Below are 17,519 nucleotides of genomic sequence, written 5' to 3' on the forward strand. Positions count from 1 at the left end.
GGGGGGCTTGTTTACCCCGCCCGGGCCCCCCCCCCCCACCGGCCCCATCGATCCCGGACAGGCGCAGCAAACCGCTCGCATCATCCGGCGGCCCGCCGCCGCCCCGCGGGGGGCGGGGACCGCGACGACGCGGCGCCGGCACATCGTCAGCGACCTGACCGCGATCGCGCTGCTCGTCTTCGCGCTGTTCCTGCCGTGGAATCTGTACTTCGGCGTCGGGATCCCCGGCAGCAGTACGACCCTCTTCGCGGTGTTGCTCGCCGTGACCGCGCTGTCCGTCATCGCCGTCGCCGTGGCCGGTTCCTGGAGGTCCTCCGGCGCACGTTTCAACCCCGCGAGGGCGGGCCGGCTTCGCCTGGGGCTCAACGTCCCCTACGCGCTGCTGGTGCTGGGGTTCGTGGTCTTCGACGCGTTCGAGACCGTCCGGTTCGGTGGCACGGTGAACGTGCCGGGCGGGGTGGGGCCGGGCGCGTGGGCGGGAATCGCCGGCTGCATGCTGAGCGCGCAGGCGGTGCCCGCCGGCGCCCACACCGGACCGGTTCCCGAGGGCGACGAGCACACCGGCTGGCTGCGGTCGGCCCGGCTCATCGGCTACGCGTCGATGGCGTTGGCGGCGCTCAGCTTTGGTTTCAACCTGTACTGGCGGGTTCGCTACGCGCTGCAAAACACCGGCGGCGCCGCCGCGTTCGGCAAGCAGAACGTGGCGGTCATCGTGACGGCGGTGGTGTACGGCGTCGTGGCGCTGGTGGCCGTGCTGGTCGCCGCCAGGTGGTTGCTGCGCAGCACCAGGGCCGGGCGGCTGGCCACCGTCGCGCTCGGCACGTCGACACTGGTCGCCGGGATCCTGGTGTGGATCCTGCCCCTGGGGCGGGACGTGGACGCGTTCCACGGCATCGCGCAGAACACGTCGACCGCCGGGGTCGGCTTCGAGGGCTACTTGGCGTGGGCGGCGGCCGCCGCGATGTTTGCGCCGCAAACCCTGTTCGGTAACCGCAACACGACGGGGGCCGAGGAGAGCGCCTGGCGGGTGGCGGCCCGAAATGGCTTGCTGCTCATCGCCGTATGGGGCCTGGGCTCGATGCTGATGCGGTTGACCGACCTCTTCGTCGCCGTGAGCCTGGATTACCCCTTCTCCCGGTACGACAGCATGGTGCTGGCCGCGTTCGATCTGGCCACCGCGGTGCTGGCGATCTGGCTGCGCATCAACCTGCGCCACGCCGCCCACTCGGCGCGCCTGATCTCGTCGCTGTGCGGTCTGGTCGCCACGCTCAGCGTCGCCCGCGTCGTCGTGGGTGTGGTGCTGGCGCCGCGGTTCGCGGACTCAGCCAACTCCCCCGCGCAGCACCCGGTCTACGGCAACAACCTGGCCCAGCAGATCACCAGCACTTTCGATGTGGCGCTCTGCGGCCTGGCGTTGTGCATCCTGGGGGCCGCGATCGTCACCGGCCAGCTGCGCGGCCGCCGCGTGCGCCGCCGCCGCGCCGCCCCCAAGCCCTCCGTGCCTGCGGGCGGCCCGGCCGCGCCGAGGGCGCGCGTCCCGGTGGGCCACGCCGCCCCGCCGTCGGCCGCGGCCACCACCCGGATCACCACCGGTCCACGGATCTTCCGCGGCGACGACTCCGCGACGCGACAGATTCCCGTCCAGAAGCCCAAGATCTACCGGCCGCCGCAGGGGTAGGGAACTCAGCGCAGCGGGGCGAACGCGAACTCGCGCAGGCCCTCGACCGGGTCGATGGCCGCGCGGAAGCCGAGCACCTCGGCCGCCCGGGATGGATCGGCGACGATGTGGCGCACGTCGCCGCTGCGGTACTGGCCGGTGATCACGGGCGAGAGCGAACCGCCGCGCGCGTCGCACAAGGCGCCGGCCACCTGCAGGATGGAGACGGGCCGTCCGGAACAGACGTTGACCGCGGTGAATCCGTCGATGTCCTGGGTCGCCGCGAGGTTGGCGGCGGCCACGTCGTCGACGTGGACGAAGTCACGCATCTGGCCGCCGTCCTCGAAAACCCTTGGCGGCTCGCCCCTTTCGAGCGACGACCGGAAGATGGCCGCCACCCCGGAATACGGGGTGTCGCGGGGCATCCCGGGGCCGTAGACGTTGTGGTAGCGCAACGCCACCACCGAACCGCCTGTCGACTCCGACCATGCCAGCGCGTAGTGCTCCTGAGCGGTCTTGCTGGCCGCGTACAGGCTGCGCGGCCGCAGCGCGGCGCCCTCGTCGACCAGGCGCCACTGCAGTTCCTCGCCCCCGATCGGGCAGCGGTGTTCGAAGCTCCCGGCGTCGAGGTCGCCGCGCCGCCGCGGCAACGGGTCGACGTGTCCGTGTTGCCCGCAGTGGTAACGGCCCTGCCCGTACACCACCATCGACGACGCCAGCACCAGGCGGCGCACCCCGGCGGCGAACATCTGCGCCAGCAGCACCGTGGTGGCGAGATCGTTGTGGCCGCCGTAGGCGGGGGCGTCGGCGGCGTCCACGCCCGCACCGACCATCGCCGCCTGATGGCAGACCAGGTCCACCCCGTCCAGCAGGGGCGCCAGCGCGTCGGCGTCGCGGACGTCGACGCGGTGACATCCCTGCGGCAGCACCGGATTTGGGCCGTGCGCCGCCGGCAGCAACACGTCGACGCCGACGACGTCGTGGCCCGCCGCCCGCAGCGCCGCGGCCACCCGCGAACCGATGAAACCGGCCGCCCCGGTGAGCAATACCCTCATGGCAGCTCGAGGGGCAGCGTCACGCCGGTGTGCGGCAGGCACTGCGTGCAGTTGCGTTCGTCGGCTACGCGGCCGATGGCCTGGCGCACCAGCTCCTTGAATCCCCCGATGTTCTTCTCGAATTCGGCGAACACCTCGACGGTCGTCACGCCCTCGCCGACCGAGACACCGGCGTCCAGGTCGGTGACCAAAGCTATTGTCGCATAACACATTTCGAGCTCACGCGCGAGCACCGCCTCCGGGTAGCCGGTCATGTTCACCAGCGAGAACCCCGCTGAGGCGAACCACTGGCTCTCCGCGCGCGTGGAAAACCGGGGCCCTTGGATCACCACCATGGTGCCGCCGTCGACCACGTTGGGCAGGCCGGCCACCGCGGCGCGCAGGGTGGGACAGTACGGGTCGGCGAAGTCGACGTGGATGCCGCCGGAATCGAAGTAGGTGTCGGGGCGGCCGCTGGTGCGATCCACCAGCTGGTCGGGCACCACCACCGCGCCCGGCCCGTTGTTGAGGTTCAGACTGCCGACGGCGCACGGGCCGAAAACCCGCCGCACCCCGAGCTTGCGCAGCGCCCACATGTTGGCCCGATACGGCACGGTGTGCGCCGAGAACTGGTGCGTGCTCCCGTGCCGGGGCAGGAACGCGACCTCGTGTCCCCCGACGGCGCCGATCGTCACCGGGGCGCTGGGCGGGCCGTACGGGGTGTCCACGTCGACGGCGCGGGTGTCGGTCTCGAAGAAGGTGTAAAAGCCGCTGCCGCCGATGACTCCGAGCATCAGCCCATTGTGGTGCATGGCCCCACGCCGATCGCGGGTGCGGGGGCGCGCCGGGCCCCTGGCAGGATGCGTGCGTGGCCAATTTCGGGCAGTGGATCTCTGGTGCGCGGCCGCGGACGCTGCCCAACGCGGTGGCGCCGGTGGTCGCGGGCACCGGCGCGGCGGCATGGCTGGGATCCGCGGTGTGGTGGAAGGCGCTGCTGGCGCTGGCCGTGGCGGTCGCGCTGACCGTCGGTGTCAACTACGCCAACGACTACTCCGACGGCATCCGCGGCACCGACGACGACCGGGCCGGCCCGGTGCGCCTGGTGGGCTCGCGGCTGGCCTCCCCCCGCTCGGTGCTGGCCGCCGCGGTGGCGAGCCTGGCGATCGGGGCGGCGGCCGGCCTGGCGCTCGCGCTCGTCAGCGCGCCGTGGCTGATCGCCGTCGGGGCGGTGTGCATCGCCGGGGCGTGGCTGTACACGGGCGGCTCGAAACCCTACGGCTACGCCGGTTTCGGTGAGGTGGCGGTGTTCGTGTTCTTCGGCCTGGTGGCCGTGCTCGGCGCCGAGTACACCCAGTCGCTGCGGGTGGACTGGGTGGGGGTGGCGCTCGCGGTGTCGATCGGCGCGCTGTCGTCGTCGGTGCTGGTGGCCAACAACCTGCGCGACATTCCCACTGACGCGCAGTCGGGCAAGATCACGCTGGCGGTGCGGCTGGGTGACGCCCGCACTCGCGCGCTGTACCAGGCGCTGCTGGCGACCGCCGGGGTATTGACCCTGGTGCTGATGGCGGCGACGCCGTGGTGCGCCGTGGGATTCGTTGCCACGCCGCTGGCGCTGCGTGCGGCGGGTCCGGTGCGGTCGGGACGCGGCGGCCGGGAGTTGATTCCCGTGCTGCGGGATACCGGCCTGGCCATGGTCGCCTGGGCGATCGCGGTGGCCGCGGCGCTGGCGCTGGCCGGCTGATCGAGCGTGCGCCCACGGCGTTGACTGTGCGCTGGCGGCGGCGTTTCACGGCGTGTCACCGCCGTAAATGCCCACTCGAGTGAAATAGCGCGGCCGGATCCGATAACAATGAGGGACCGGCGTCGGGACCGATGGCCGTTCACAGCGAGCACCGATCGGGGACAGCAATGAAGCAGATCGCCGCGACCAGTGGACCGAAGAACATCGGCATGCTCAGCGTCGGCGCGTACCGCCCCGAACGGGTGGTCACCAACGACGAGATCTGCGAGAACATCGAATCTTCCGACGAGTGGATTTACTCCCGCACCGGGATCAAGACCCGCCGGTTCGCCGCCCGCGACGAATCCGCCGCGTCGATGGCCACCGAGGCCGGGCGGCAAGCGATCGCGAACGCCGGGCTGACACCGTCGGACATCGACTGCGTGATCGTCGCGACCAGCACGCATTTTCTGCAGACCCCAGCCTGCGCCCCGGCCGTCGCCGCGGCGCTGGGCGCCACGGGTGTGCCCGCGTTCGACGTCTCGGCGGGGTGCGCCGGCTTCGGCTACGCGCTCGGCGTCGCGGCCGACATGATCCGCGGCGGGACCGCCGCCAAGGTGCTCGTCCTCGGCTCGGAGAAGCTGTCCCCCACCGTGGACATGCAAGACCGCACCAACTGCTTCATCTTCGCCGACGGCGCGGCCGGAGTGGTGGTCGGAGAGACACCCGATCAGGGCATCGGGCCGACCGTCTGGGGCAGTGACGGCGAGCAGGCCCTGGCGATACGCCAGGACATTGACTGGATCGACTACATGGACAGCCCGACGGGCCCGCGCCCCTTCCTGCGGCTCGAGGGCAGCGCGGTGTTCCGGTGGGCGGCATTCGAGATGGGCAAGGTCGGCCGGCAGGCGATGGATGCGGCGGGCGTGCGGCCCGACGAGATCGACGTGTTCGTGCCGCACCAGGCCAACAGCCGCATCAACGAGGTCCTGGCCAAGGGCCTCGAGTTGCGGCCGGACGCCATCGTCGCCAACGACATCGAGCACACCGGCAACACGTCGGCGGCTTCCATCCCCCTCGCGATGGCCGAACTGCTGGCAACCGGGGCGGCCAAGCCGGGCGACCTCGCGCTGCTGATCGGTTACGGCGCGGGCCTCAGTTACGCCGCGCAGGTCGTCCGGATGCCCAACTTCTGACCCGTCTCACGCGTCGTCGGTCGGCGCCTCACCCTGCAACCGCGCCCGCAATTGCTCGCGCTCCTGGCGCCGGCGCTCGCCGGCGATCGCCAGCGACGCGGTAGCGCGCCGGCGCAGCGGGCCGAACAGCCAAATGCCCAGCGGCATGGCGATGATGAGAGCGAACAACGCGGCGACCGCGATCGGAAACTGGGTGACACCCATCAGGCGCGCCACCCCGTAGATCGCCGCGGCAAGCGCCACCGCCAGCAGCAGCCGCGCCCCCGCGTAGAGCAGAACGTCGACGACCGCCCGACGGCCGGCGCGTTGCGGCCCGCCCTCGTCCACGCGGTCGCCGGCGCTGTTGTCGCTCGCTCCTTCTGACACAGGGGAGAGCCTACGACGCGGGTATATTCGTCAACGGAGGTGTTGAGTGCTCTACCTGCTGCTCGTCCTGATGTTGGGGACGCTGATCTACGTTGGCTGGCGGACGGCTCGGTCACAAACCAATCGGGCGAAGACGCGCGTTATCGGGCCCGACGACGATCCGGACTTCTTACGGCGGTTAGGGCACGGGGACAACAACCCCCGGTAAGGCTGGCTCTACGCGACTCCGGGATTGCGCTGGTCGCCCGGGAACCCGTCGGCGACAATGGCCGCCAGCTCGGTAAGCGCCTCGCGGGTCGACCGCTTGAGCCGGTCCAACTCGATTTCGGCGCCCTCCTCGAGGTGCGGGTCGAACGGCACGATCTGGACCGCGCGGCACCGGCGGGAGAAGTGGTCGACCACCTTGTTCATGTCGACCTTGCCCGTTCGCGACCGCACCCCGTTGATGACCGCGACCGAGTTGCGGACCATCTCCTCGTGGCCGTGCGCGTCCAACCAGTCCAGCGTCGCCGACGCGCTGCGGGCCCCGTCGATGGATCCCGAGCTGACCACCACGAGAACGTCGGCCTTCTCCAGTACCGAGGACATCACCGAATGCAGCAGTCCCGGGCCGCAGTCGGTGAGCACCAAGCCGTAGAACCGCTCCAGGACGTCGAGGACCCGGGTGTAGTCGTCGGCGCCGAACGCCTCCGAGATGGCCGGGTCGGTCTCCGACGCCAGCACCTCCAGCCCGCTCGGGCCTTTCGAGGTGTAGCGGCGGACATCGCTGTAGCGCTCGATGCTGCCGGCGTCGTGCAGCAGCTGGCGCACCGTCGCCGCCGTCTCCAGCGGGATCTTCTGGCTCAGGGTGCCGCGGTCCGGGTTGGCGTCGACCGCCACCACCCGGTCACCGCGGATGGAGGCGAACGTCGCACCCATGGTCGCGGCGATGGTCGTCTTGCCGACGCCGCCCTTGAGCGACACGAGCGCGATCCGGTAGCACCCGCGCAACGGCCGGTTCACCTGCGCCACCAGGTTGTTGTACCGGGCGGCCCGGGGGCCCTCCCCGAGGTTGACCAGGTGGCCGGACAGTTCGTAGAGCAGCCTGCGCCAGCCCTCGGAGGGCGGTGGCTTCACCGGCCGCAGCAGCATGCCGGTGGACAGCTCCGGGTACGGCGTGTGCGGCAGCGATTCCGGGCGCGCCGGGGCTTGCGGGGGCGGCGTCGCGACCGGGCCGGTGTAGTAGGCGCCGTACGCGGTCGGGTCGACCCGCGGGATGCCGGTCACCGGGGTGGCGTCCCACGGCGGCATCCCCGCGGGCCTGGGCGTGGTGGGCGGCGCCGCCTCGCGCCGCTCGGGTCCGGGGACCCGCCGCTCGGTGCGGAATCCGGCGAAGGCGCGAGTCGGCGCTTCGCCGCCGTCGGCAAGCGAGTCGTCAGTGTTTTCCGGCGATGGCAAGGCGGACAACTCCTGCGGAGGCAATTGCGTCGTCGGTTGATCGGGCGTCCCGACGCCCGTTGGATGGTCGGACACGTGCACTCCCCCTTGTTGTGTTACTCGGGTCGGTCGCTGCGGTCACCCCACGCCCGCATACGAATGCAGGCCCACGGTCACCAGGTTAACGAAGAACAGATTGAAGACCATGGCCACGAACCCGGCGACGTTGATCCAGGCCGCCTTCCTGTCTCGCCAGCCCGCGGTCGACCTGGCATGCAGGTACGAGGCGTAAATCACCCACGCGACGAAGGACACCGTCTCCTTGGGGTCCCAGCCCCAGTACCGGCCCCAGGCCTCCTCCGCCCAGATCGCCCCGAAGATGACCCCGAAGCCGAACACCGGGAAGGCGAAGATCGTGGTCCGGTAGGCGACGCGGTCCAGGGTCTGCGCGTCGGGAAACCGCTGGACGATCCGGGCGAGGGCGCCCTCGGCCCCGGGTTCGCCCAGCCGAGACGTACGCAACAGGAACAGGATGCTGGCGATGCCGGCGACCATGAACACCCCGGAGCCCAGACTGACCACCGACACGTGGATGGGCAGCCAATAGGACTGCAGCGCGGGCATCACCGGCGCGGCGTTGGTGTAGAGCCAGCGGCCGGACACCGTGAGCAGGATCAGCACCGGAACCAGCAGGAAAACCCACAGCGGGCGGTACTGCGGGCGGCGCAGGACCAAGGCCCCGGCGAGCAGGCCGCACATGCAGGTCAGGTTGATGAACTCGTACATGTTGCCCCACGGCGGCCGCAGGGTGGCCAGGCCGCGCAGCACGATGCAGGCCAGCAGCAGGCCGATGCCGAGGTAGGCGACGGCCAGCCCGGCCCGCCCCACCCGTTCGTCCAACGGCCGGCCGGGGGCCTCCTCCACGATGCCTGGGGTGAAGCTGTCGGAGGAAACCGCACCGGCCAAGACCCGCTCGCGCCTGTCGACGCGGCGGCCGCCGGCATAGGCCAGCTCGAAGGCCAACAGCAACAACGCGATGACGAGCGCCACCACGGCCGAGGTGAAAGCCCAGTCGGAGTAACGCGCCAAGCCGATGTTGACGTGCACCGTGTTCATTTGACGTCCACCTGAGAACTCCTTTTGGACGCGGGGGGCTTCGGTGAGTGCGCCACGCCGGGCTCACCCAGGCCGTTGAGCACCCGCTCGGTCAACCGCTCGAACTCGTCGCCCCACCCGGAGTTGTCGGTGCGCGCCAGCCCGCCCAGTTCGACGTTCACCGTACCGGCCCCCGGGGTGAGCCTGACCCACACCCGGCGCCGGCGCACCAGCAGCGATACCACCAGGCCCGCCATCATCGTGATGGCGAAGACCAGCACCCAGGCCTGCCCGGGGTCGTGGGATACCTGCAGGTTGACGAACGGCACGGCGCCGTCGAAGCGGACGACGGTGCCGGCCGCCGGGCCCTGATCGATCCGCACCTCCTGCCCGGCGCGCAGGTTGACCCGCTTTTCCCTGGTCAGCCGGCCCTGCTGGATCAGCCGCGGATCGAGTGTGAACAGTGATTGCGGTCGCCCGGTGTCCAGCCCGGTGTCGCCGCGGTAGATGTCGACGGCTACCGCGGGGGCGTTCAGGGCCGGGAAGCGCGACGACAAGAGCGTGCCGTCGAGCTGCTCGGTCGGCGCCAGCAGGCCCTGGATCGCGATTTCGTGCTGTCGGCGATCGGCGGAGTTGGGATAGCTGCCCGCGGGCGGGTCGATGCGCGCCACGCCCGACGAGAGAAGGGTCTGCGGATTGTCGGGTCGCCATTGCACGGTCGACGAGCGCGTCTGACCGTCCGGGAAGGTCACGGTGAAGGAGGGCGCGTAGCCGTGGCCCTGCAGGTACACCCGGTCGCCGCCGACCCGCAGCGGGTGGTTGACCTCCAAGAGGTAGTGCCGCCAGCTGTTGGCCGCCAGATCGTGCCCGGCCTGGTAGTCGATGTCGGCGGCGAACGAGGTGGCCTGCCCGGACGGCAGGTAGTGCGCCTGGAAGTCGTTGACGCGTATGCAGATCGGGTTGAGCGACGTGCCGTCGACGGTGTTGCCGGCGCGGAACGAATCGAATGCGGCCGGCGAGGCCGAGCAGAACCCCGGGCCGGAGTCGGCGATCACGATGACGTTGCCCTCGTAGCCGAACAGCTTGCCGACGGCCACCGCGACCAGCAGGCCCAGCAACGAGAAGTGGAAGGCGATGTTGCCGAACTCGCGCAGATAGCCCTTCTCGGCGGACACCTCGACGGCTTCGCCTTCGTGCCGGATGGCCGTGCGCCAGCCGCGCAGCCGGCCGGTGATCTCGTTCGCCAAGGCGTTCAGTTCGTCGGCGCCGGCTTCGATCTCGGCGCTGGCGTGCTTGGGCAGCCGGGCCAGGTTGCGCGGGGCGGCCACCGGGGTGGCGCGCAGGCTGCGGGCGTGCTCGATCATCCGCGGGGTCAGGCAGCCGACTAGCGAGACGAACAGCAGGACGTAGATGGCCGTGAACCAGAAGCTGGAGAACACGTTGAAGGCCTGCAGCCGATCGAGCCATGGCCCGATGACCCGGTGGGCCTTCAGGTAGTCGTCGACCTTGCCGGCGTTGAGGCTGCGCTGCGGCAGCAGCGCCCCGGGGATCGCTCCCAGCGCGAGCAGGAACAGCAACACCAGCGCGGTGCCCATCGACGTCAGCGCGCGCCAGGTGTTGCGGGCCCAAGCGAGAACTTGCCTCAAATCGGCAGCCTCACGTCGGACACGAAGGCGTCGCGCAGCCAGGAGACGAAGTCGTTCCACGCCCCGCTGACCAGCAGCGCACCGACCGCGATGAGCAGCGCGCCCCCGAGGATCTGGATGGCCCGGGTGTGGCGGCGCAGCCAGCCCAGCGCCCCCACCGCGCCCGCCGAGCCGAAGGCCAGCAGCACGAACGGGATGCCCAGCCCCAGGCAGTACGCGATCACCAGCGTGATCCCGCGGGCCACGCTCGCGCCGTCCGTGGCCGAGGCCACGGTGATCACGCCGGCCAGCGTCGGCCCCAGGCACGGCGTCCAGCCCAGCGCGAATACCGCGCCCAGCAGCGGCGCCCCGGCGACCGTCGTCAGCTGCCGCGGGCTGAACCGCGCCTGGCGTTGCAGGGCCGGGATGAGGCCGACGAACACCAGCCCCATCACGATCGTCAGGACGCCGCCGACCCGCTGCAGCAGCAGCTGGTTGGTGATCAGTGCGGTCGTCATGCCGAGGACGGCAACGGTGCCCAGCACGAACACCGTGGTGAACCCGGCAACGAACAGCGCCGCCGAGCCCGCGACCCGCCAGCGCGCCGACGGTGGGGCCTTGATGGCGCCGGGCGGCGGTTGCTCGTCCACGCCGACAACGGCGGCCAGGTAGGACAGGTAGCCGGGTACCAGCGGCACCACGCAGGGCGAGGCGAACGACACCAGCCCCGCCAGCAGGCACGCCCCGAGGGCCACCAGGAGCGGTCCGGCGGCGGCGATCTGGGTGAACCCGCTCACTCCTGGGCCAACTTCTGCACCACGGGCTGCAGGTCGGCCACCAGCAGTTCGCGCAGGAACACCGCCGCGACCCGGTGCTGCCGGTCCAGGACGAGCGTGGACGGGATCACGGTGGTCGGGTACTTGCCGCCGAACGCGATCAGCGTGCGCATCGCCGGGTCGTAGATGGAGGGGAACGTCACGTGGCGGTCGTTGACGAAGTCCAGCGCCGCCTGCCGGTTGCTGTCGCGCACGTCGATGCCGAGAAAGGACACCCCCTTGTCGCGGGTGGCGTCGTACACCTGCTGCAGTTGGCTGACCTCGGCCCGGCATGGGCCGCACCACTGCCCCCAGATGTTGATGACGACGACGCGGCCGCCGAAGATCGGATCGTCCAGCGACAGCGGATGAGCGGGGTCCGCCAGGTCCGGCCCGGACAGGGGACCGGGGTGGCCGCGGCTGGTCGGCGGGTTGTAGTAGATGTCGGTCTTCCCGCCGGGCGAAACGAATTCGAACGTGCCGCCCTGGGCCACCGCGTCGCGACCGGAAGAACAGCCGGCGACCAGGGTCGTCAGTACGACCCCGGCCGTCGCCAGTCGCCGCATGATCAACCGCCCGCCGGTTCCTGATACTCGACGTCGACCAGCCGGTCGCCCTCGTACACCAGGGTGGTGATCGAGCACAGCCCGCACTCGCGGCGCCGCGGGTCGTGCCACAGGCGCTGGCCGGTCACGTGCAGCCGCAGCGTCCACACCGGGAGCTGATGGCTGACGCACACGACCTCGCTGCCGGCCGCGCGGGCGCGGGCCTTGTCCACCGCGGTCGTCATCCGCGCCGCGATCTCGGCGTACGGCTCGCCCCACGACGGGGTGAACGGATTGCGCAGGTGCCACCAGACCCGCGGGTCGCGCCAGGCGCCGTCCCCGGGGCCGACGCGTCGGCCCTCGAAGAAGTTCGCCGATTCGATTAGGTCGTGGTCGGTGTCCACGGCCACGTCGTGCTTCGCGGCGATGGGCGCGGCGGTTTCCTGGGCCCGCTGCAGTGGGGATGCGACCACCGCGACGATGTCGCGGCCGGACAGCGCATCGGCGACCGCGGCCGCCTGCTCGCGGCCCCGGTCGGACAGGTGGAACCCGGGCAGCCGGCCGTAGAGGACGCCGCTGGGGTTGTGCACCTCGCCGTGGCGCACGACGTGGACGCGGGTTTGCTCGGCCATCAGGGCTTGTCCTCCTGGGCGGCGGCGCGGGCCGCGTTGGGCAGGGCGTCGGCGATCCGGTCGAACGCCGCGTCGTCCAGCGCCGCAGAGACGAACCATGCCTCGAAAGCACTGCAGGGCGGGTAGACGCCCGCGTTCAGCAGGGCGTGAAAGAACGGCGGGTAGCGCCACGTCTGGCTGGCCCGCGCGGACGCGAAGTCGGTCACCGGCGCGTCGCCGAAGAACACGCTGAGCATGTTGCCTGCCCGCGAAAGTTGGTGCGGCACAGCGGCGTTGGTCAACGCCTGGGAGAGCAGGCCGGCCAGCCGGTCGGCGTTGGCGTCCAGTGCGGCGTAGACCGCGGCGTCGGCGGCGCGCAGGGTCGCCAAGCCGGCGGCCACCGCCACCGGGTTGCCCGACAGCGTGCCGGCCTGATACACCGGCCCCAGCGGCGCCAGCCGCTCCATCACCTCGGCGCGTCCGCCGAAAGCGGCCGCGGGCAGTCCGCCGCTCATCACCTTGCCGAAGGTGAACAGGTCGGCGGGGACGGGATCGATTCCGTACCAACCACTTCGGCTGACCCGGAACCCGGTCATCACCTCGTCCACGATCAGCAGCGCGCCATGCTCGGCGGTGATCGCGCGCAGCCCCGCGTTGTAGCCGGCCACGGGCGGGACGACGCCCATGTTGCCTGGGCTGGCTTCGGTGATCACCGCGGCGATCTGGTCGCCGAATTCGGCGAACGCCCTGCGCGCGGCGTCGATGTCGTTGTACGGCAACACAATCGTGTCGGCCGCCGCCGCGCCGGTGACCCCGGGCGAGGACGGCAGACCCAGCGTCGCCACCCCGGAGCCCGCGTCGGCGAGCAGCGCGTCGGCGTGGCCGTGATAGCAGCCGGAGAACTTGACGATCTTGGGCCTGCCGGTGAACCCGCGGGCCAGCCGGATCGCGCTCATCGTCGCCTCGGTGCCGGAGTTGACCAGCCGTATCCGTTCGACCGGCGCCACCCGCTCGATGATCTCGGCGGCCAGGCGGCTCTCCGCCGGAGTGGGCGCGCCGAACGACAGTCCGGAAGCCGCGGCCGTGGTGACGGCTTCGACGACGGCGGGGTGCGCGTGTCCGAGGATCATCGGGCCCCAGGAGCAGACCAGGTCGACGTAGCGATTGCCGTCCGCGTCGGTGAGCCAGCACCCGCGGGCCTCGGTGATGAAGCGCGGGGTCCCGCCGACCGCGGTGAACGCGCGCACCGGGGAGTTCACGCCGCCGGGGATGACGGCGCAGGCCTCCTCGAACAACCGGGCCGACGCCGCCGTCGTCGCGGCATGCGCGGTCGCCTGGTCACTGCTTCCCATGACAACCAGTGTCCCAGCCCCCGCGGCCGGTTCAACTACAGGGTGTAGCAGGAAGGGTCAGGCATCGCCTTGCCGCTTCGTTACCTGGCGAGTCGCCCATGTTAAGACGCTAGACCCGATCGCAGCCAAAAGTTGGGTTGATACCCGGCGGCGCAGGCGAGTTGGATAGCGGTATGCAGATGCCGCAGGGGCTCGCCCGGTTCAACCGCCGCGTCACCAATCCAGTTCAGCGGCTATGGGCCGGCCGGCTGCCGCCGTTCGCCATCGTCGAACACGTCGGCCGCCGCTCGGGCAAGCCGTACCGCACCCCGGTGAACGTGTTCAGCACAGCTGTCGACGGCAAGCCCGGGGTGGCGATCCTGTTGACCTACGGCCCGGACCGGGACTGGCTGAAGAACTTGATCGCCGCGGGAGGCGGGCGCATGCACCGCAACGGCAAGAGCTTCGGCATCGCCGAGCCGCGAGTGGTCACCAACGACGAGGCGGCCCGGTACGTGACACGGGGCCGCGCGGTGTTCGCCCGGCTGCCGTTCGAGCAGGCGGTATTGCTCACCAGGACCGAGTAAGGCGGGCGCCCGCACGCCCGGGAGGTCGTCAAGCCCCAGGGGTCGTCCGGCGGGCCCGCGCGCGCCGTTTGCCCTCGTGCATAGCGGCCAGCCGGGCGACCGGAATCGCGCGGCCCTGCTCGATCAGATCGTCCGGCAGACGCTGCGGATCAGGCATGTGCTCGGACCACGGATCGCGCCCGGCAAGGGCAGCGATCGCCGTGTGGATGGTGAAGTCGCCGGGACGTACGGAATCGAGATCCGACCAGGCGAGCGGAAAGGACACCGGCATGCCCGGCCGCAGGCGCGGGCTGTAGGCGGCGGCGACGGTCGCCCCGCCGGCCCGGGTGGAGTCGACGAACACCTTGCCGGCGCGGTCGGCCACGATGAAAGCCGTTGTCGCCCTTTGCGGGTCGAGCGCTTCGACGCGGGCGGCGAGCGCCCGGGTAGCCGCCGCAACGTCGTCCACCGCGGCCGTGCCGTCGACCGGCACGAAGACGTGAATGCCCTTGGCGCCGCTGGTCTTCACCGCGCCCGCCAAACGGCTGTCGGCCAACGCCTGCCGGACCAGGTAGGCGACGGCGACCACGGCGGGGAAGTCGCCGTCGGCCGGCGGGTCGAGGTCGAGCACCAAATGGGTGGGCCGACGCAGGTCATCGACCAGTCCGAGCGACGGGTGGTATTCGAGGGCGCGCTGATTGGCCAGCCAAAGCAGCGTCCGCCGGTCGTCGCAGACGACATAGTGCACTTGGCGTTTCGATGCGTCGGCCCATACCGGGACGGTCCGCACCCAGGCCGGTGCGTACTTCGGCACGTTCTTCTGCATGAACGCGGCCTGGCCCCGCAGCAGGCGCAGCACCGTGAGCGCGCGACCGGCCAGGACGGGCAACATTCGGTCGGCGACCGCATCCAGGTAGTCGATCAGCTCACGCTTGGTGGCTCCGGCGTCCGGGCTCAGCGGCTGGTCCAGGTTGGTCAGATCAACGCCGGCGCGCCGCTCCTCGGCTGTCATGGCACACCGACCGGCGGTCCACACCAGCCCCGGATTGCACTGCGGCGTGCGCTCGACGTGTTCATCCGAACGCCAGCTGGCGCAGCACGCGCAGAAAGACGGTTCGGTCGCTGGTGGACAGCTGCCCGAGCCAGCGCTCCTCGCCGGCTTGGATGTCGCGCTGCGCGGCACTCTTGATCGACCGTCCGGCGCTGGTGATCGCCAGCAGGCGCGCGCGACGGTCATCGGGATCGGGTGAGCGTTCGATGTAGCCGCGCTCCTGCAGTTCATCGAGCGTGGGAATGATGCGCGTCTTGTCGGCGCCGATCGCCTCGGCGAGGGCCGCCTGCGTGCGGATCGGCGAGCCATCAAGGGCGCTGAGAATGACGTAACCCCACATCGACAGGCCGTGCGCCGCCAGCACCGGCCGCTCGGCGGCCACGGCTTGCCGGGTCAGCCGCACGAGCATTGCCGCAAGATCTGGACGCGTCGACTTTCGTGCCATGTCGTGATGATAGACATCGGCATTTTATATGCATTGTCATATCATCTATGTACGCTTATTATTTTGTCAGGCGGTACGGGCTTGCCGCGCTGCCATTTGACATAGGAGCTGTCCATGACCACAACGCAACGCGGCGACGTCTTGGCCAGTGGTGACGACGGCCGGCCATCCTCGGGTGAGGCGAAAGCGGCGGGCCAACCGCCGATCACACCCGGCGCCGGGCTCATCAGCACCGACTGGCTGCCGGGCCCGTCCGACTCGACCCGGTTCCCGGTTGTAGTGAGTTTCACCGACTTTCATAGCGAATCCGAACAGGATTGGCAGCAGGTCGCCGAACTGGGTTTGAGGCTGGCGCAAAGCTGGCCGATCATGCACGGAGCGGTCGGACTGTGGCTCTGGGGCAAGCCTGCGGAGTGCCGCGGCGGATCGCTATCCGTCTGGGACAGCAGAAGCGATTTACGCCGTTTCATCCGCTGGCCGGTGCACGCCGAAATCGTGAAGAACTGGCGGGGACGGGTGCGGGTGGAATCGGTGACTTGGACTGACGAGCGATTCGTCCCGACGGTGACATGGGGTCGCGCCGAGGAACACATGCGGATGCCCCGCCACATGTCAGCCGGTCGGCAAAGCGGTGACGATTAACCGCCCGAGGCACTGGGTTGCTACTCCCCCGCGGGGATCGCACTGCGGCTACCCATTCGGCCGCGGGCGCGGGCGGCGAAGTACACCCCGATCACCACCGCCCACGACAACAGGCTGAGCCAGAGCTGGCTGCGCGCCGAGCGATCGAAGGCCATCTGCACCAGCACGGCGGTGATTCCGGCCAGGGTGAGGATGGACAATACCGGGAAGAACCACATCTTCACCCGCAACTTTTCGGCGGGGGTGCGGCGGCGCAAGGTGATCTGCGAAAGCGCGATGAGCCAGTAGACGAACAAGATGATGGCGCCCGAGGAGTTGAGCAGGAACAGGAACACGGTGTTGGGCGCGACGCGCGCCATGATGACGCAGCCGAACCCGACCGCCGACGAGCACAAAATCGCGACGTGCGGAACGCCACGCCCGCTCAACCTGACCAACCGCGTCGGGGCCTCGCCCCGCTCGGCGAGCACGAACAGCATGCGCGACGCGGTATACAGTCCGGAGTTCAGGCAGGACAGCACCGCGGTGAGCACCACGGCGTTCATCACCTGGTCCGCGCCGCGCAGCCCCAGGTGGTTCAGCGCGGCCACGTACGGCGACGCGCCGAGTTCCACGGAGTCCCAAGGCAATATCGCCACCAACAAGAACACCGACCCCACAAAGAAGACGCCGATCCGCGCCACCACCGATCTGGTGGCCTTCTGGACCGCCAGTTCCGGGTCCCGGCTTTCCGCCGCGGCCACGGTGACGATTTCGGCGCCGACCATGGAGAAGATCACCACCACGATGGCGGCGAAGACGGCCCCGACGCCCTTCGGGAAGAAGCCGCCGTGCGCGGTGAGGTTGGCCAGTCCGCCGTGATGGCCCGGCACGAGGTCCAGCACGAAGGCCGTGCCCACACCGAGGAAGATCACGATGGTCGCGACTTTGATTCCGGCGAACCAGAATTCGAACTCACCGAAAGACGAGACGGAGAACAGGTTGGTCGCCGTCATCAAGACCATCAGGCACAGCGACAGCAGCCACAGCGGCGCGTGGAACCAGTAGTTGAGGACTTTCCCGCCGGCGACGGCCTCGAAGCCGACCACGATCACCCAGAAGTACCAGTACAGCCAGGCGACCGAGAATCCCGCCCAGCGGCCCAGCGCCTTAGCCGCGTAATCGGCGAACGAACCGGTCGACGGGTTCGCGGCCGCCATCTCGCCCAGCATGCGCATCACCAGGACGATCAGCAAGCCGCACAGCGCGTACGTCACAAACGCCGCGGGGCCGGTGTCTTTGATCACCACACCCGAGCCGACGAACAAGCCGGCACCGATGACGCCGCCGAGGGCGATCATGCTGAGCTGGCGCTGCGACAGCCCCTGGCGCAGTTGCGGAGTGCGTGCCATGCCGGTCGGATGC

At 70.3% G+C, this 17,519-nt stretch carries 19 protein-coding genes; 6 read left to right on the top strand and 13 right to left on the bottom strand.

Going from position 1 to position 17,519, the window contains the following annotated elements:
• The first annotated feature begins 82 nt into the window (after positions 1-82).
• A complete protein-coding gene (locus tag A5750_RS26165; RefSeq protein WP_231989260.1) occupies positions 83-1,678 on the top strand; it encodes a hypothetical protein in 1,596 nt (531 codons plus the stop codon).
• Between the two features lie 5 nt (positions 1,679-1,683).
• On the opposite strand, the gene A5750_RS19820 is transcribed toward A5750_RS26165, so the two are convergent.
• Complete coding sequence (locus A5750_RS19820; protein ID WP_067265158.1) at positions 1,684-2,712, bottom strand: NAD(P)-dependent oxidoreductase; 1,029 nt, start codon at positions 2,710-2,712, stop codon at positions 1,684-1,686.
• Positions 2,709-3,488 (bottom strand): S-methyl-5'-thioadenosine phosphorylase, encoded by a 780-nt coding sequence (locus A5750_RS19825; protein WP_197505478.1) that lies wholly within the window; start codon positions 3,486-3,488, stop codon positions 2,709-2,711. The genes A5750_RS19820 and A5750_RS19825 overlap by 4 nt, the downstream gene beginning before the upstream one ends.
• 71 nt (positions 3,489-3,559) lie before the next feature.
• On the opposite strand from A5750_RS19825, the gene A5750_RS19830 reads away from it, so the two are divergent.
• Positions 3,560-4,432 (top strand): 1,4-dihydroxy-2-naphthoate polyprenyltransferase, encoded by an 873-nt coding sequence (locus A5750_RS19830; RefSeq protein WP_067265163.1) that lies wholly within the window; start codon positions 3,560-3,562, stop codon positions 4,430-4,432.
• Positions 4,433-4,599: 167 nt separating this feature from the next.
• A complete protein-coding gene (fabH, locus tag A5750_RS19835) occupies positions 4,600-5,607 on the top strand; it encodes a beta-ketoacyl-ACP synthase III (RefSeq protein ID WP_067265166.1) in 1,008 nt (335 codons plus the stop codon).
• Between the two features lie 6 nt (positions 5,608-5,613).
• On the opposite strand, the gene A5750_RS19840 is transcribed toward fabH, so the two are convergent.
• Positions 5,614-5,934, bottom strand: a complete 321-nt coding sequence (locus A5750_RS19840) for a DUF4229 domain-containing protein (RefSeq protein WP_067265197.1) — start codon at positions 5,932-5,934, stop codon at positions 5,614-5,616.
• Between the two features lie 85 nt (positions 5,935-6,019).
• Here A5750_RS19840 and A5750_RS25960 point away from each other — a divergent pair, with 85 nt between their 5' ends.
• A complete protein-coding gene (locus A5750_RS25960; RefSeq protein WP_156622576.1) occupies positions 6,020-6,181 on the top strand; it encodes a hypothetical protein in 162 nt (53 codons plus the stop codon).
• An 8-nt stretch (positions 6,182-6,189) separates the two neighbouring features.
• Here A5750_RS25960 and A5750_RS19845 read toward each other — a convergent pair whose 3' ends face one another.
• From A5750_RS19845 to hemL, 7 genes are read right to left on the bottom strand one after another with little or no spacing between them, the layout of a single operon-like run.
• A complete protein-coding gene (locus A5750_RS19845) occupies positions 6,190-7,485 on the bottom strand; it encodes a MinD/ParA family protein (RefSeq protein WP_067265200.1) in 1,296 nt (431 codons plus the stop codon).
• 42 nt (positions 7,486-7,527) lie between these two features.
• Positions 7,528-8,505: a c-type cytochrome biogenesis protein CcsB gene (gene ccsB, locus A5750_RS19850; RefSeq protein ID WP_067265169.1), complete on the bottom strand. Its 978-nt coding sequence runs from the start codon at positions 8,503-8,505 to the stop codon at positions 7,528-7,530.
• Positions 8,502-10,079 (bottom strand): cytochrome c biogenesis protein ResB, encoded by a 1,578-nt coding sequence (locus A5750_RS19855; protein WP_067265170.1) that lies wholly within the window; start codon positions 10,077-10,079, stop codon positions 8,502-8,504. The genes ccsB and A5750_RS19855 overlap by 4 nt, the downstream gene beginning before the upstream one ends.
• Before the next feature lie 47 nt (positions 10,080-10,126).
• Complete coding sequence (locus A5750_RS19860) at positions 10,127-10,906, bottom strand: cytochrome c biogenesis CcdA family protein (protein ID WP_067265172.1); 780 nt, start codon at positions 10,904-10,906, stop codon at positions 10,127-10,129.
• Positions 10,903-11,490 carry a TlpA disulfide reductase family protein gene (locus A5750_RS19865; protein ID WP_066956453.1) on the bottom strand — a complete coding sequence of 196 codons (588 nt, stop codon included), beginning with the start codon at positions 11,488-11,490 and terminating at the stop codon, positions 10,903-10,905. The genes A5750_RS19860 and A5750_RS19865 overlap by 4 nt, the downstream gene beginning before the upstream one ends.
• Before the next feature lie 2 nt (positions 11,491-11,492).
• A complete protein-coding gene (locus tag A5750_RS19870; RefSeq protein ID WP_066956450.1) occupies positions 11,493-12,101 on the bottom strand; it encodes a histidine phosphatase family protein in 609 nt (202 codons plus the stop codon).
• A complete protein-coding gene (hemL, locus tag A5750_RS19875) occupies positions 12,101-13,432 on the bottom strand; it encodes a glutamate-1-semialdehyde 2,1-aminomutase (protein WP_067265174.1) in 1,332 nt (443 codons plus the stop codon). The genes A5750_RS19870 and hemL overlap by 1 nt, the downstream gene beginning before the upstream one ends.
• Before the next feature lie 173 nt (positions 13,433-13,605).
• Here hemL and A5750_RS19880 point away from each other — a divergent pair, with 173 nt between their 5' ends.
• Positions 13,606-13,998 carry a nitroreductase family deazaflavin-dependent oxidoreductase gene (locus tag A5750_RS19880; protein WP_066956445.1) on the top strand — a complete coding sequence of 131 codons (393 nt, stop codon included), beginning with the start codon at positions 13,606-13,608 and terminating at the stop codon, positions 13,996-13,998.
• A 28-nt stretch (positions 13,999-14,026) separates the two neighbouring features.
• Here the strand turns inward: A5750_RS19880 and A5750_RS19885 are convergent, their stop codons facing one another.
• Together A5750_RS19885 and A5750_RS19890 are read right to left on the bottom strand one after the other, a co-directional pair.
• Positions 14,027-14,989 carry a DNA polymerase domain-containing protein gene (locus A5750_RS19885; protein WP_067265176.1) on the bottom strand — a complete coding sequence of 321 codons (963 nt, stop codon included), beginning with the start codon at positions 14,987-14,989 and terminating at the stop codon, positions 14,027-14,029.
• A 61-nt stretch (positions 14,990-15,050) separates the two neighbouring features.
• On the bottom strand, positions 15,051-15,473 hold the full coding sequence (locus tag A5750_RS19890; protein WP_066956443.1) for a MarR family winged helix-turn-helix transcriptional regulator: 423 nt from the start codon (positions 15,471-15,473) through the stop codon (positions 15,051-15,053).
• A 114-nt stretch (positions 15,474-15,587) separates the two neighbouring features.
• Here A5750_RS19890 and A5750_RS19895 point away from each other — a divergent pair, with 114 nt between their 5' ends.
• Positions 15,588-16,115 carry a hypothetical protein gene (locus A5750_RS19895; RefSeq protein WP_066956440.1) on the top strand — a complete coding sequence of 176 codons (528 nt, stop codon included), beginning with the start codon at positions 15,588-15,590 and terminating at the stop codon, positions 16,113-16,115.
• Between the two features lie 20 nt (positions 16,116-16,135).
• On the opposite strand, the gene A5750_RS19900 is transcribed toward A5750_RS19895, so the two are convergent.
• Entirely contained in the window at positions 16,136-17,506 is a 1,371-nt protein-coding gene (locus tag A5750_RS19900) for an amino acid permease (protein ID WP_066956437.1), read from the bottom strand.
• Positions 17,507-17,519: the final 13 nt, after the last annotated feature.

It is taken from the genome of Mycobacterium sp. 852002-51613_SCH5001154 (assembly GCF_001667425.1).
Taxonomy (GTDB): Bacteria; Actinomycetota; Actinomycetes; order Mycobacteriales; family Mycobacteriaceae; genus Mycobacterium.